This window comes from Neisseria weaveri (assembly GCF_900638685.1).
Lineage (GTDB): Bacteria > Pseudomonadota > Gammaproteobacteria > Burkholderiales > Neisseriaceae > Neisseria > Neisseria weaveri.
In genome coordinates, this window is record NZ_LR134533.1 from 1,702,664 (window position 1) to 1,716,634 (window position 13,971).

The window sequence follows — 13,971 nt, forward strand, 5'->3', positions numbered from 1 at the left end:
AAAGGCCGTCTGAAAATTTCAGACGGCCTTGTTTCGTAGGGTTAATGCGCTGATGTATTGAAATAGCGTTGGTGTGCTTCTTGAATGGCTTTGGCATCTTCATCGAAATCGAAAGCGTTCAGATTGCGTTTCAGCGAGTAAGCGGCTTCATCTTTGGCTGCTTGAGAGAGGGCTTGAGTCGGCGCGTGTTGGTAAATGGTTGCCAACATACGTTGCAGCCAAATGCTGACCTCGATGTTGCCGGCGCTGTCTCGGGCAATCGGGCGGATGGCGTCGGTGATGAATTTTTCTTCGTCTAACGCAACAATGCTGATGCGGTCGAAATTGTCTTTGCGCTCGCTTTCGGGAACTTGCTCAATCAGCAGTTCGCTAATCAGCATCAATACGGCAAATGCGGTACCGGGATCGTTTACGGCAGGTGACATGGCGCGTTGGGCGACTTCGCTGAGTACGGAAAAACCGAAGCGCGGGTCTTGGTCGAAGCTGCGTTGGCGTTGGGTGATGAAGAAACCGTTGATTTTTTCAGTCGATACCGTTGTAGTCTGTTTGGGCAGCAGCAGGGCAATCGGTTCGTTTTTTACCAATAGTTCGCCCGGACGCACGGTGATGTGGATGTGAAATTCGTTTTCTTCCGCACAAGCTTGCAGGCCTTTGAAGTTGATGTTGGTCAGATAACCGTTTTGCTCCGCATAAATCGGCTGCGCCCTTTCCAAACCGGCGGCGCGCCAAGTGGCATTCATATCGGGTGCTTGGCGGTATTCGTGCATGCCTTTTTCTGCAGCTTGGCGGATTTTATCCAAAGTGTTTTGCAGACGGCCTAAGCCTGAAAGGGTGTGCACCCAACGGATTAAAGTGGTAATCACGTAAGCCAGGACAATCAGCGTGCTGATAAACAAAAGGAAACGGCCGCTGCTGCCGTAAATGCCCATACTTAAGGCGATTTTGGCAATCACGGCATAAATAAAAGCGGAAATAAAGCTGGCAATGGCAGTCCGCGTTCCGTTATCGGCCATGATTAATTCGGTTGCACGCGGAGTGGCCCCACCTGATGCAGAAGCAAAGGCGGAAACCATAATCGACAGAGAAAATGTGCTGACGGCCAACATGCTTGAAGAAATGATGCTGAGTAAATCCTGAATCGTGTCGGCTTCGATATTCGGAAAAATATCGGCAGGCAGCCAGAATGAAGCCCAGTAGGAAGCCAATGCCATAATGACCGCCAAAACCGCACCGATTGTCGGTGTTACCCATAATGTGTTACTTGGTTTTTTCAACCATAAAAGAAATGCGTACATAGTTTTATTAATGAATTGATGTGGAGAAAACCGATGATTCTAGCATAGACTCCCGTACTGATATATAAATTGGTTTAGGCTATAATGTGGTTTTTATTGCGTATTTAAGAGCAAAGTGGCAGCGAAAGCTATGAAAGAAAAAATTTTGAAGCAGTGCCGTGCGGCAGGCGTACAAGTTACCGCTTTGCGCGAACAGGTGTTGGATATTGTGCTGCAGCAAACCGGTGTGATTAAGGCATACAGCGTATTGGCGAAAATGCAGCAGGATTCAGACGGCGTGGTTGCTCCGCCTACCGCTTACCGTGCTTTAGACTTCTGGGCGGAACAGGGCGTGCTGCATAAAATTCCCGCAGTGAACGGCTATGTTTTGTGCAGCCATGCACAACACGAATGCGGACATCATTGTCATGGTATGGATGAATCTGAACATCACAGTGCGTTTATTTTGGTGTGCACCCAATGCGGCAAAGTCGATGAACAGACACTCAGTAAAGAGTGGGCGGCATTGTGCAGGGGTGTGGCAGACAGCGGTTTTGTATTGAATGAAGAACATGTGGTGTTGACAGGGGTTTGCCGACAATGTCAGAAGTGAAAAAAACAAAAGTACATTTGCTTTCCGGATTTTTGGGAACAGGTAAAACAACGGCTTTGCGAAGCTTGATGGCGCAAAAAGACCCTCATGAAAAGTGGGTCATCATTGTGAATGAGTTTGGAGAAATCGGCATTGACGGCGCGGTATTGGGCGATGACGGTATTCCGGTGGCCGAGATTTCAGGTGGCTGTTTGTGTTGTACTGCCGGTTCGCAAATGGGTGAAACGGTTTTTAAAATGTTGAGCGGCAACCGTCCCGACCGCTTGATGATCGAAGCCAGCGGTTTGGCACATGCCGCATCGGTGATTGATGAATTGAAAGCGCCGCCTTTGAACGAGATGGTAGAAATCGGTGCGGTTTTTACCGTTGTTGATCCGAGACAGTTTATTAATCCCGATTATTTTCAACAAGCTTTGTATAAAGACCAAATCGGCGTATGCGATGTTTTACTGGCAAGTAAAGCAGATTTGTGTACGCCGGAGCAAATGGCGGAATTTCGTGAGCGTGCAGAAAAGCTGTTCCCTCCCAAGGCCTTGATAGCCGAGGTAGAAAATGCACAAGTAAAACCGGAGTGGCTGGATATTCCGGTGGTGGAAAAATCGCGTTACCGTTTGAAAGCTTTGCCCGATAATACGATGGGTTTTCAGTCGCAAGGCTTTACTTTCCCTGCCGGGCGCGATTTTGACGGAGAGCGCTTGACCGATTTCTTCAACCGCTTGCCTGAAATGACGGAAGGCTTAGTTCGTGCTAAAGGTGTGTTTCAAGTGTTGGGTACATGGGTTTGGCTGAATTGGGTTGACGGACAGTGGGGGGCGAGTCAGGTTTCATGGCGGAGGGATAGCCGGTTTGAGTTGATAGCCAAGTCGTTTGATGCGGATCTGATCGAACGGAAACTGCAGGAAGCTTTAGAATAAAACATATGCAGGTAAAAAAGGCCGTCTGAAATTTTCAGACGGCCTGAGACCTTTGCAAAATAGCCCCTATACCCAACAGCTGGGGCCAAAACACAGGATTTCGGCTGTTTTCCGTTCTAAATATCCCCTTTATTCCCCTCAAATACCCGATAATCGGGTATCTGAGCTGCCTTTCAGATGGCAACAGGCGCACGTAGCCTGTTGGCTGCTTTCAGCAGGTTCAAACACATCGCCTTCAGATGGCTTTGCGCACTCACTTTGCTCAGACCAAAATAAGTTGCCCGGGCATGGCGGAATTTACGGTGCAGCGTACCAAAGCTTTGTTCGACCACATAACGGGTTTTCGATAAGTGTCGGTTACGTTTGGTTTGAGCTTCCGTCAACGGCCGGTTGCGGTGGGATTTGCACATGATGCCGTCCCGCAACTGATGTTCTTCCAGATGTTGCCGGTTTTCCATACTGTCGTAGCCTTTATCGGCATAGACAGTCGTGTCTTGGGCTAGGCCTTCCAACAAAGGCAGCAGGTGTTTGCACTCATGGGCATTGGCGGCAGTGATGTGCAGTTTCTCAATATAGCCTTCCGCATCGGTGCGGGTGTGTTGTTTGTAGCCCAGCCTGTATCGCCCGTCTTTCTTCACCCAACGGGCACCGCTGTCTTTACTCGGTGTGGTTTGGCTGTTGACTTGCCCTTCGTCATCCACTTCTATGGCCTGACGTTGTTTGCCGCCGGCCGTCTGAATAATGGTAGCGTCAACGATGGCGGCGGATGCTTTCTCTACTTTTAAACCCTTGTCAGTCAGTTGGCGGTTAATCAGATCCAGTAATTCGGCCAAGGTGTTGTCTTGCGCCGGCCGGTTGCGGTAACGGCATAAGGTGCTGTGATCGGGGATGCTCAGTTCGTCAAAACGGCAAAACAGATGGAAATCGATGCGGGTAATGAGGCTGTGTTCGAGTTCGGGATCGGAAAGGCTGTGCCATTGGCCGAGTAAAACGGCTTTGAACATGGACAGCAGGGGATAGGCGGGACGGCCGCGGTGGTCTCGAAGGTAACGGGTTCTTTGATGGTTGAGGTAATGCTCGATCGGTTGCCAATCAATCACCTGCTCCAGCTTCAGTAGAGGAAAGCGGTCGATGTGTTTGGCAATCATGGCTTGTGCGGTTTGCTGAAAGAAGGTGCTCATGAAAAATCCCCTAAATGTCTTGGGAGGGAATTTAGGGGATTGTGGGGAATTTTGCAAAGGTCTCGGCCTTTTTAATAAATATTCTGTATGAAGTTATCGGTAGGTTTTGTGGCTTGAAAGTTAATTGGATTTAAGCGGTGCTGTTTCGGCAGTATGGATCGGCTGTGTATTGCGGATGTGTGTAATCGTTGGAAGTAAGATTGTTTTTATTGACAGAAAAAGATTGTCGGATTGTGGTAATTAATAAAGTTGATAGGATTGGAATTTTGTCGAAGATAAAAACAACAAATGCAAAAATAAAATCCCTATCGTTGTCGATAGGGATTTTATGATAACTGGCACGCCCACGGGGAATCGAACCCCGGTTACCGCCGTGAAAGGGCGATGTCCTAACCGCTAGACGATGGGCGCGGATAAAAAAGTTTTTTGGCGCACCCGGAGCGATTCGAACGCCCGACCCTCTGGTTCGTAGCCAGATACTCTATCCAACTGAGCTACGGGTGCGAGAAAGATTTGAATTATAGGTATAGGCGTATTTTCTGTCAAGCTCCGAATCGCAATAAATTCTAAAAAAGTGTAGAATGCGCGGTTGTTGTTTGAATTTAATCGGAAAATAAAATGGCGTTGGTGTCGCGTTGGTTGCATTTGGCCAATTCTTTTTTACAGTTGAACCGCCCTGTTGTGGTTGTCGATTTGGAAACGACAGGAGGAAATATGCTGCAGGACAGGATAACCGAGATTGCTTTGCTGCGTTTTGAAGCAGGGGAAGTTAAGGCTTATGAATGGCTGGTTAATCCTTTGCAGCCCATTCCTGTTTTTATTTCCGGACTAACGGGAATTACCGATGAGATGGTGGCGGGTGCGCCGACTTTTGCGGAAATTGCGGAAGAGCTTTTGCCGTTGTTGCGAGGTGCATTGGTTGTGGCGCATAACAGTAGGTTTGATTATACCTTTTTATGTCATGAATTCCGTCGTGCCGGTTTGGATTTTGGCACGGCGGCGGTATGCACGGTTCAATTGTCGCGCAGCCTGTATCCTGAATTTTTCAAACACAATTTAGACAGTATTATCGAGCGTTTCGGAATTGAGGCCGACAGCCGCCACCGTGCTATGACGGATGTGTTGGCATTGGTTGATTTTATGGAATTGAGTTTAAAGGAAAAAGGAAGGGAAATTTGGCTGAAGCAGTTTGCCGCCTTGATGAATCCGAAAGCATTGCCTGTTGGGTTGCCGTCTAAGTTGGCTGCTCAGTTGGAAGCATTGTCGGACGGTGTCGGTGTGTTGGTGTGGTTGGATCGTGAAGACCGGGCGTTGGCCGTTCGTGCCCACGAGCGTGCTTATATGGAAACGGCTGCGATGTTGAACGGCAAAAACCGACCGGGTTTTATTGAGTCGGCAGACAGTGTGCGTTTTGTGCCCGCATATGGGCGGTTGCATGCCGTATGGCTGAAAGCTCAGCTGATGGATGAATATGGTTTGAGGCCGTCTGAAAATCCGGGAAGGTATTTTACGGTGCGTTTTGTGGCGGATGAATACCGGCGTTTGCAGGCCAGAATAGTGGGTTTGGCTAACGGTTGTTTTACTTTTCCGCCGAATGGGCTGTTTCTGCATAAAAAATCTGCAAAAAGTGCGTTGCTGGAGTGGGCGCGTTGCTATGGTTTGTGTCCGCAGTCTTTGAATATATTGCCTTCGGGTCATGGGGAGGGCAATGTGTGTCCGGTGAGTGAATTGGGACAATGCGACGGTTTGTGCCGCACTGCACAAAGGGTAGATGAATTGAATGTCAAAATCCAAGACAAGGCAGGACATCTTCCGGTTGCGGATTGGGGTAGGGCGCATGAGTTGGAGATTGTGGAGCAGGATGCCGTATCGGGTAGGGAAGTGGTGCTGTTGTGCAAAGGCGGGGCTTTGGCTTTACCGGGTGGGCGTTGGTATTTTGATGATGAGTTGCCGGGTATTTTGAAAGCCAAATTGAAAAAAGGGCAGGAGGAAGTCAAAGTGGTTTTTTAAATATTGGGTACGGTACTTTGATTGGTAGGGTTGGAGTTCGGCGTTGCTGAGCCTTGGCAGTCAGATAAGTTGTGTCGTGAAATATCTTAGTGGAGTCGGGTTTGGCAGAAGCCGATAAGGTGGTTTTTTATATTGAACGAGATTGATTTTATGAACAAAAGGCCGTCTGAAATTTTCAGACGGCCTTTTGTTTATTACATTTGTTTCAATGTGGCAATGCGGTTTTCCAATGTGGGATGGGTGCTGAGCCAGGAATCTTTGGCAGGTTCGCTTGGAGAAATCCCCATGGCAGCCATTTCTTTCGGCAAAATACCGGGTTTGTCTTTTAAGCGCTGTAAAGCTGCAATCATCTTGTGCGGGCCTACCAATTTGGCGGCACCTGCATCGGCGCGGTATTCGCGTTGGCGGCTGAACCACATCACGATAAAGCTGGCAAGGAAGCCGAATACGACCTGTAAAACCATGCTTACCATAAAATAAACGGCTTGGGAGCTGGAGGCGTTGCTGCTGCGTGCGATAAAGTCTGCGGCGATGCGTGCCAAGAATACGACAAAGGTATTGACCACGCCTTGTATCAACGTCAGCGTTACCATATCGCCGTTGCCGATATGTGCCATTTCGTGTGCCAAAACGGCTTCGACTTCATCGGCGGTCATAGATTCCAACAAACCTGTGCTGACTGCAATCAGTGAATTGTTTTTACTGGCTCCGGTAGCGAAAGCGTTGGGCACGGGTGAGTGGTAGATGGCAAATTCGGGTGTTTTCAAGTTCCATTGGCGGGCTTGTGATTCTACGGTTCTCAACAGCCATGCTTCGGTTTCGTTGTGCGGATGGGTAATCACTTCGGCGCCGACCGAGCGCTTGGCCATGGTTTTGGACATCAGTAGGGAAATAATCGAACCGGTAAAGCCGACGACGGCCGAATAGGCGAGCAGGCTGCCTAGATCACCGGTTTGGCCGTTGAGACCGAATATGCTCAAAATGGTGCCTAATACGAGCAAAACGGCAATATTGGTGGCTAGAAACAGAACAATACGTTTCACGAAGTGATTCCTTTTTCTTGATGTGGTTTGCGAGACTTATTTCGGCATGGCCGTTTTGTTATCAAAATCAACTGTTTGAACAGGTTGGCATTGTCTCAAAAAGTTGGAAAATAGAAAAGCAGACATCTGTAAAAGGTATGCAAAGTTCAGTTGCGTATGCTTAGGCTAACTTTACGTTTATGATTATTTCGTTTGTTTCTATTTTCCGGTGTGTGTAAATAGGTTTAGTTTTTATTTTCGGATTTGGCCGTTGCCTAAAACAATCCATTTTTGACTGGTCAGGCCTTGTAAACCGACGGGACCGCGAACATGGATTTTATCTGTGGAAATCCCGATTTCCGCACCCAATCCGTATTCGAAGCCGTCTGCAAAACGCGTACTGGCATTCACCATAACGCTGGCGCTGTCTACCATGCGCAGGAAGATTTGTGCGTTGGCGTAAGATTCTGTAACGATACTGTCGGTATGATGGCTGCCGTGTGTATTGATGTGGTTGACTGCTTCGCTTAGGGAGTCTACGACACGGATGGATAAGATGGGGCCGAGATATTCGGTTTCCCAGTCTTCAGGTGTGGCGGCTTTGATGTCGGGCAGTACGGCAAGTGTATTGCCGCAGCCGCGGAGTTCTACGTTTTTTTCGGTAAATTTTTCAGCCAAAACCGGTAACAGTGATGCGGCCAGAGATTGATGAACCAGCAGGGTTTCCATGGTATTGCAGGTGCCGTAGCGCGAGGTTTTGGCATTGACGGCGATTTCAACGGCTTTGTCTTTATCTGCATCTGCGTCGATGTAAACATGGCAGACACCGTCTAAATGTTTGATAACCGGTACTCGTGCTTCGGCGGCAATGCGTGCAACCAGAGATTTTCCGCCTCTTGGGATAATGACGTCGATTAAGTCGGGGCTTTGCAGCATGATGCCGACGCTTTCGCGGTCGGTGTTTTCAATAAAGCAGACAGAAGCGATGGGCAAGTCGTTTTCATGCAGCGCTTGGGTAATCAGCTTGGAGATAATCAGATTGCTGTTGAAGGCTTCGCTTCCACCCCGCAAAACGCAGGTATTGCCTGATTTTAAGCAGAGTGCGGCGGCATCGACGGTAACATTCGGACGCGATTCGTAAATGATGCCGATAACGCCGAGCGGCACACGCATTTTGCCGATTTGCAGGCCGTTGGCTTTAATGCGGAATTCGTCCATTTCTCCGACGGGATCCGGCAATGCGGCAATCTGGTGCAGGCCTTCGCACATGCTTTCGATGGTTTTTTTGGTTAGTTTCAGACGATCGAGCAGGGCTTCGTCCAGTCCTTTGTTTTGTGCATTTTCCAGATCGAGAGCATTCGCTTTCAGGATGTCGTTTTGGTGTTTTTTCAGCAACTCTGCAGTTCTGATCAATGCCGAGTTTTTCTGTTGCGTAGAGGCAGAGGCCAAAGCGTAGAAGGCTTGTTTGGCTGAAGAAGCTGTTTGCCGCACGTATTCTGATAAGTTTTGCATAGAGTCCCTGTAATGCCGGATAGTGAAAAAGGGCATAATAAACTTTGTTGCTTCGTTCGGCAATGCTTGAGAGGCCGTCTGAAATTTTCAGACGGCCTTAAGGGGGAAAGTTTGGCATACCCGTATATTTTTATACGGTTTGTGAATATTTTGTAGCGGTTTCTTTGTGCCGTAGATGATAGTCGAAAACCATGGCGATATTGCGGATCAGGAAACGGCCTTTGGCACTGACCTGCAGGCTGTGGTTTTCCAGTGACAGCAGACCTAATTCTGCCAGCAGTTCCAAGTCTTTGAGCTCTTCGGCGAAATAATGTTGGAAACCGATGGAAAACAGTTCTTCGTATGTGCGGAAATCCAAAGCGAAACGGCACATCAGGTCTTGGATAATGTTGCGTCTGAGCAGGTCGTCTTGGTTGAGCGTATAGCCGCGCAGAATCGGCAGATGTCCTGCATCCAGGGCAGCGTAATAGGCTTCGATGTTTTTTTCGTTTTGAGCGTATGTATTGCCTATTTTGCCGATGCTGGAGACGCCGATGGCAACCAAGTCGCAGTCGGCATAGGTGGAGTAGCCTTGAAAGTTGCGTTGCAGCCTGCCTTCGTTTAATGCGGTGGCAAGTTCGTCGTCGGGTTTGGCAAAGTGGTCCATGCCGATGAAAATATAGCCGTTTTCAGTTAGATAGTTGACTGCATATTGCAGCATATCCAATTTTTCTTCGCTGCCGGGTACGGCTTCGGTATCGATACGCCGCTGCGGCTTGAACAGGTGCGGCAGGTGTGCGTAATGATAGAGTGCGAGACGGTCGGGGTTGAGGGATAAAACGGTATCCAGCGTGTTTTTGATGCTGTTTGTGTTTTGGTGCGGCAGGCCGTAGATGAGATCGACGCTGACCGATTTGAATCCGGCTTCGCGGGCGGCTTCGATAACGGTGCGGGTTTCTTCCAGGCTTTGAATGCGGTTGACGGCCTGCTGCACTTTGGGATCGAAATCCTGTATGCCGACGCTCATGCGGTTGAAACCGAGTTTGCCTAAGTGTAAAACGGTTTCTCTGCTGACTTTGCGGGGATCGATTTCAATGGAGTATTCGCCGGTGGGCATAAGCTCGAAATGCTTGCGTATCATAGAGAATACGCGTTCGAGTTGCTCGTCGTTTAAAAAGGTGGGCGTGCCGCCGCCGAAGTGCAGCTGTGCCAGTTTGGGCCGGCCGTGCAAGTGTTTTGCCAGAAGCGCGGTCTCTTTTTCCAGATATTCGATATAGGCATCGGCGCGGCCGGTGTCTTTGGTGATGATTTTGTTGCAGCCGCAGTAATAGCAGATGGTGTTGCAGAAGGGAATATGGATATAAAGCGAGACCGGTTTGTTGAGTGCACCCGAACGGCGTTGTTCCAAGGCGTTGATGTATTCGGATTCGGTAAAGCCGCTGTGGAAACGGTCGGCAGTCGGGTAGGAGGTGTAGCGCGGACCGTTGGCCGGAAGCGAGGCGATCAGCAGACGGTCGAACTCCGGTTGGGGGGCGGGATGCAGCAGGATGGGTTTCATGGTATTCGGAAGCAGGTATTGGATTAGTCAAAGTTTGCTGAGTTTGATAGAATGCCTTTATTGTTACAAGCATGTTTTGATATGAATCAATGCGGATTCATTCAGATAGAAATAATAAAAAAGGTTGCTGTTTATGGCTGAGCCGAAAAATCAGTTGAAAGCATTATGCTCCACGTGTTCTTTGAAAGAATTGTGTTTGCCCGTCGGATTGCGCCCGATGGAGTTTGAGCAATTGGATGCCGTTATCCGTCAGAGCCGGCGTTTGAAAAAAGGCGAATATCTCTTTAGGGCGGGAGAAGTGTTTACTTCTCTGTTTGCCATTCGAACCGGTTTTTTTAAGACGACGGTTGCCAGCCAAGACGGCCGCGATCAGGTAACCGGATTTTTTATGTCCGGAGAATTGGTCGGTATGGACGGTATTTGTTCGCATGTCCACAGCTGCGATGCGGTTGCTTTGGAAGACAGTGAGGTTTGCGAGCTGCTGTTTGCGCATATGGAAGAGTTGGGTAGACAGATTCCGAGTCTGCAAACGCATTTTTTCCGCTTGATGAGCCGCGAAATCGTGCGTGACCAAGGTGTGATGTTGCTGTTGGGTAATATGCGTGCCGAAGAGCGTTTGGCTGCATTTTTGTTGAATTTGTCGAACCGTCTGTATTCGCGCGGTTTTGCGGCGAATGATTTTATTTTGCGGATGTCGCGCGAAGAAATCGGCAGTTATCTCGGTTTGAAGTTGGAAACGGTTAGCCGGACTTTGTCTAAATTTCATCAGGAAGGCTGGATTTCGGTTGAACACAAGCATATCCGTATTTTAGATGCGCAAGTGTTGAAGAAAATGGTGTCGGGCTGTTCGAATGCTGTTTGATTACTGTTTGATTGTGATTTGACTTCACTGTAATTTGTATTTTTATCATGATTGAGGCCGTCTGAAATTTTCAGACGGCCTCAATGGTTTTATTTGCGTATGAAATACGGATGATGTTTATCGGAAGGATATTCCGCGAAATGATTCATCAGACAGGGGAAACGGAACGGCCCAATGCGGCGGCTTCGGCAGCCAGCCGGGTAATGGTGTGCCAGTCGCATTTGGCAACGGCTTCTTTCGGCGTCAGCCATGAACCGCCTACGCATAATACATTGGGTAAATTCAGATATTCCGCTGCCGAAGCCGGGGTAATGCCGCCGGTGGGGCAGAATTTGGCTTGAGGGAACGGGCCGTACAGTGCTTTGAGCATTTGGATACCGCCTACGACTTCTGCAGGAAACAGTTTTAAGGTGTCGATGCCGTATTCCAACGCGAGCATTAATTCGCCCGGTGTGGCAATGCCGGGAATCAGGGGGATACTGCTTGTTGAGGCCGTCTGAATAAATTGCTGATGTATGCCCGGGCTGATGGCAAAAGCTGCGCCGGCATCTTCTACGGCTTTGAGCTGTTCGGCGTTAATCACGGTGCCGGCACCGACAACGGCCTCGGGCAGTTCGCGTTTGATTTGTCGGATGGCTTCCAGGCCGAACGGGGTGCGAAGGGTGATTTCCAATGTGCGGATGCCGCCTGCAACCAAGGCGGCGGCAAGGTCGACGGCGGTGTCGGGATTGTCGATGGCGATTACGGGAATCACGGGGCTGGTGGTCAGAATGTCTTGAGCGTTCATAAAAATCTCCGTCGGCACGGCTGTTTGACTGGCAAACAGCCGTGATAATTGTGTCGGGTGCGGGAGGCCGTCTGAAAATTTGGTTAGGCGAAATCGCCGCCGAAACTCATGGCACCGGTTTCTGCGCTGCTGGTTTGGTTGCGGAAAGCGGCAAATAATTCTCGTCCGAGTCCGTGATGGTTGCGGCGTAAATCTGGCTGAGGAATGGTGCGTTGTCGCCACTCGTGTTCATCAATCAGTACATTGAGTTCACCGGTTTCGGAGTTGAAACGGATTAAATCGCCTGTTTGTATTTTACCGATATTGCCGCCCAGCAGGGCTTCGGGCGACATATGGATGGCGGCCGGAATTTTGCCTGACGCGCCCGACATGCGGCCGTCTGTAATTAAAGCGACTTTAAAGCCTTTGTCTTGAAGAATGCCTAACGGTGGCGTGAGTTTGTGCAATTCCGGCATGCCGTTGGCACGCGGGCCTTGAAAGCGTACAACGGCGATAAAGTCGCGTTCCAGTTCTCCACGCTCGAATGCCGCCAATACTTCTTTTTGATCCTCGAAGACGATGGCGGGCGCTTCGATAATGCGGTTGCCTTCGCGTACGGCGGAAACTTTGATAATGCCGCGTCCGATATTGCCTTTCATCAGACACAAGCCGCCGTCTTTGGAAAACGGGCGTTCGATCGGCCGTAAAATATCTTCGTCTGCGCTGGCGGAAACGGCATCATGCCATTCGAGTTTGCCGTTTAGCAAAAACGGTTCTTGCGTATAAGCCTGCATACCGTGTCCCATGACGGTATCGACATCATCATGGAGCAGGCCGGAGCGGCGCAGTTCGCGGATAACGAAAGGCAGGCCGCCTGTGGCGGCAAAGTGGTTGATGTCGGCTTGGCCGTTGGGGTAAACGCGGATTAATAGCGGAATAACTTTGGATAATTCGTCGAAATCGTCCCAATTGATTAAAATGCCTGCCGCTTTGGCCATAGCGATAATGTGCATGGTGTGGTTGGTCGAGCCGCCGGTTGCCATCAGGCCGATAATGGCATTGACGAAGGATTTTTCGCTCAACATTTCGCCTATCGGTTTAATGCTGCGGTTTTGAATACTTTGCACCAAATGGGCGGCGGCATAGCGGGTGAGTGCTTCCCTAATCGGTGTTTCGGGATTGTGGAATGCCGCTGCCGGAAGGTGCAGCCCCATAAATTCCATGATCATTTGGTTGGAGTTGGCCGTTCCGTAAAACGTGCAGGTGCCCGGGCTGTGGTAGGAAGCCATTTCGCTGGCGAGCAGTTCGTCGCGGCCGACTTTCCCTTCGGCAAACTTCTGGCGCGTACGCGCTTTTTCTTTGTTGCCGATACCGCTGGTCATCGGGCCGGCCGGAACGAATATGCCGGGCAGGTGGCCGCAGCTCAGAGCGCCGATAAGCAGGCCGGGAACGATTTTGTCGCACACGCCGAAAAACATTGCGCCGTCAAACATTTGATGAGAAAGCCCGATGGCCGTGCTCATGGCAATTACGTCGCGCGAAAACAAAGACAGTTCCATGCCTTCATAGCCTTGCGTAATGCCGTCGCACATGGCGGGCGTACCGCCGGCAACCTGTGCGGTTGCGCCGTGTTTGCCAACTTCGTCTTTAATCCAAGCGGGAAATGCGGCAAAAGGCTGGTGTGCGGAAACCATATCGTTATAAGCACTGATCATGCCGAGATTGGGCGTGTGTTCCCGCAGCATTTCGATTTTGACGGTTTTGGGCATGGCGGCGTAGCCGTGCGCCAAATTGGAGCAGCCCAAACGGTTGCGTTCGGGGCGGTTTTGCCGCATGGCGCGGATGCGGTTGAGATAAGCTTCGCGGGTTAACCGGCTACGCTCGATAATGCGCTCGGTAACGGCGGCAACAGTCGGGTTCAGCGTTTGTGTACTCATGATTTTTCAGCCTTCGGATTATTGTATGGCCGGGTGCTTGGCGGCAGACGGCCTGTTATCGTTGCATTTGATTATAGTATAAATTGTAATTTAGCTACATTTAAATTTGGTGAAGGCGTGTTATAGCGGATCAGTTTATTTTTTCAGACGGCCTATACGGATTATTTATGGGAATGAAGTCGGATTGGGGCTGCGGCATAGACAAAATATGTAGTGCCGTGTAGGATTGCTACTGTATTGAAATTGCCGAACGCATAAGTTACAGCAATAACAGGTTTGGCTTCGTTGTACAGTCGGCCGGTTTGGCGGTTCGGCCGGAGTGGTGTCTATAAGGCCGTCTGAA

The 13,971-nt window shown here is 49.7% G+C and carries 11 protein-coding genes and 2 tRNA genes; 4 read left to right on the forward strand and 9 right to left on the reverse strand.

What is annotated here, in order from left to right; all coding sequences use genetic code 11:
- Window positions 1-41: 41 nt before the first annotated feature.
- A complete protein-coding gene (locus EL309_RS08265) occupies window positions 42-1,295 on the reverse strand; it encodes a DUF2254 domain-containing protein (RefSeq protein ID WP_004283544.1) in 1,254 nt (417 codons plus the stop codon).
- A 130-nt stretch (window positions 1,296-1,425) separates the two neighbouring features.
- On the opposite strand from EL309_RS08265, the gene EL309_RS08270 reads away from it, so the two are divergent.
- Together EL309_RS08270 and EL309_RS08275 are read left to right on the forward strand one after the other, a co-directional pair.
- Window positions 1,426-1,887 (forward strand): Fur family transcriptional regulator, encoded by a 462-nt coding sequence (locus EL309_RS08270; protein WP_036494510.1) that lies wholly within the window; start codon window positions 1,426-1,428, stop codon window positions 1,885-1,887.
- Window positions 1,875-2,801, forward strand: coding sequence for a CobW family GTP-binding protein (locus EL309_RS08275; RefSeq protein ID WP_004283546.1), 927 nt, complete (start codon window positions 1,875-1,877; stop codon window positions 2,799-2,801). Before EL309_RS08270 ends, EL309_RS08275 begins: the two co-directional genes overlap by 13 nt.
- 173 nt (window positions 2,802-2,974) lie before the next feature.
- Here EL309_RS08275 and EL309_RS08280 read toward each other — a convergent pair whose 3' ends face one another.
- The 3 genes from EL309_RS08280 to EL309_RS08290 form a co-directional block, all read right to left on the reverse strand.
- Window positions 2,975-3,982, reverse strand: coding sequence for an IS5 family transposase (locus EL309_RS08280; protein ID WP_126382060.1), 1,008 nt, complete (start codon window positions 3,980-3,982; stop codon window positions 2,975-2,977).
- Between the two features lie 336 nt (window positions 3,983-4,318).
- A tRNA-Glu gene (locus EL309_RS08285) sits at window positions 4,319-4,393 on the reverse strand.
- 16 nt (window positions 4,394-4,409) lie between these two features.
- Window positions 4,410-4,486 (reverse strand) — tRNA-Arg (locus EL309_RS08290).
- A 114-nt stretch (window positions 4,487-4,600) separates the two neighbouring features.
- On the opposite strand from EL309_RS08290, the gene EL309_RS08295 reads away from it, so the two are divergent.
- Window positions 4,601-5,992, forward strand: coding sequence for an exonuclease domain-containing protein (locus EL309_RS08295; protein ID WP_004283330.1), 1,392 nt, complete (start codon window positions 4,601-4,603; stop codon window positions 5,990-5,992).
- A 194-nt stretch (window positions 5,993-6,186) separates the two neighbouring features.
- Here the strand turns inward: EL309_RS08295 and htpX are convergent, their stop codons facing one another.
- From htpX to hemN, 3 genes are all read right to left on the reverse strand, one after another.
- A complete protein-coding gene (gene htpX, locus EL309_RS08300; RefSeq protein WP_004283329.1) occupies window positions 6,187-7,035 on the reverse strand; it encodes a protease HtpX in 849 nt (282 codons plus the stop codon).
- A 231-nt stretch (window positions 7,036-7,266) separates the two neighbouring features.
- Window positions 7,267-8,526 carry a glutamate-5-semialdehyde dehydrogenase gene (locus EL309_RS08305; protein WP_040669679.1) on the reverse strand — a complete coding sequence of 420 codons (1,260 nt, stop codon included), beginning with the start codon at window positions 8,524-8,526 and terminating at the stop codon, window positions 7,267-7,269.
- A gap of 130 nt (window positions 8,527-8,656) precedes the next feature.
- The gene (hemN, locus tag EL309_RS08310) at window positions 8,657-10,063 is read right to left on the reverse strand and encodes an oxygen-independent coproporphyrinogen III oxidase (protein WP_004283326.1); all 1,407 of its coding nucleotides are present in this window, start codon (window positions 10,061-10,063) and stop codon (window positions 8,657-8,659) included.
- 133 nt (window positions 10,064-10,196) lie between these two features.
- Between hemN and fnr the strand changes: the two genes are divergently transcribed.
- Window positions 10,197-10,925 carry a fumarate/nitrate reduction transcriptional regulator Fnr gene (fnr, locus tag EL309_RS08315; RefSeq protein WP_004283325.1) on the forward strand — a complete coding sequence of 243 codons (729 nt, stop codon included), beginning with the start codon at window positions 10,197-10,199 and terminating at the stop codon, window positions 10,923-10,925.
- A 148-nt stretch (window positions 10,926-11,073) separates the two neighbouring features.
- Here the strand turns inward: fnr and EL309_RS08320 are convergent, their stop codons facing one another.
- Together EL309_RS08320 and edd are read right to left on the reverse strand one after the other, a co-directional pair.
- Window positions 11,074-11,712, reverse strand: a complete 639-nt coding sequence (locus EL309_RS08320; protein WP_036494394.1) for a bifunctional 4-hydroxy-2-oxoglutarate aldolase/2-dehydro-3-deoxy-phosphogluconate aldolase — start codon at window positions 11,710-11,712, stop codon at window positions 11,074-11,076.
- An 83-nt stretch (window positions 11,713-11,795) separates the two neighbouring features.
- Entirely contained in the window at window positions 11,796-13,628 is a 1,833-nt protein-coding gene (gene edd, locus EL309_RS08325) for a phosphogluconate dehydratase (RefSeq protein ID WP_004283323.1), read from the reverse strand.
- Window positions 13,629-13,971: the final 343 nt, after the last annotated feature.

Excerpts from the sequence above, each read along its gene's own strand:
- edd (WP_004283323.1), bottom strand. The coding sequence starts at position 13,628 with ATGAGTACACAAACGCTGAACCCGACTGTTGCCGCCGTTACCGAGCGC.
- EL309_RS08295 (WP_004283330.1), top strand. The coding sequence starts at position 4,601 with ATGGCGTTGGTGTCGCGTTGGTTGCATTTGGCCAATTCTTTTTTACAG.
- EL309_RS08280 (WP_126382060.1), bottom strand. The coding sequence starts at position 3,982 with ATGAGCACCTTCTTTCAGCAAACCGCACAAGCCATGATTGCCAAACAC.
- EL309_RS08270 (WP_036494510.1), top strand. The coding sequence starts at position 1,426 with ATGAAAGAAAAAATTTTGAAGCAGTGCCGTGCGGCAGGCGTACAAGTT.
- hemN (WP_004283326.1), bottom strand. The coding sequence starts at position 10,063 with ATGAAACCCATCCTGCTGCATCCCGCCCCCCAACCGGAGTTCGACCGT.
- EL309_RS08265 (WP_004283544.1), bottom strand. The coding sequence starts at position 1,295 with ATGTACGCATTTCTTTTATGGTTGAAAAAACCAAGTAACACATTATGG.
- fnr (WP_004283325.1), top strand. The coding sequence starts at position 10,197 with ATGGCTGAGCCGAAAAATCAGTTGAAAGCATTATGCTCCACGTGTTCT.
- EL309_RS08305 (WP_040669679.1), bottom strand. The coding sequence starts at position 8,526 with ATGCAAAACTTATCAGAATACGTGCGGCAAACAGCTTCTTCAGCCAAA.
- EL309_RS08320 (WP_036494394.1), bottom strand. The coding sequence starts at position 11,712 with ATGAACGCTCAAGACATTCTGACCACCAGCCCCGTGATTCCCGTAATC.
- EL309_RS08275 (WP_004283546.1), top strand. The coding sequence starts at position 1,875 with ATGTCAGAAGTGAAAAAAACAAAAGTACATTTGCTTTCCGGATTTTTG.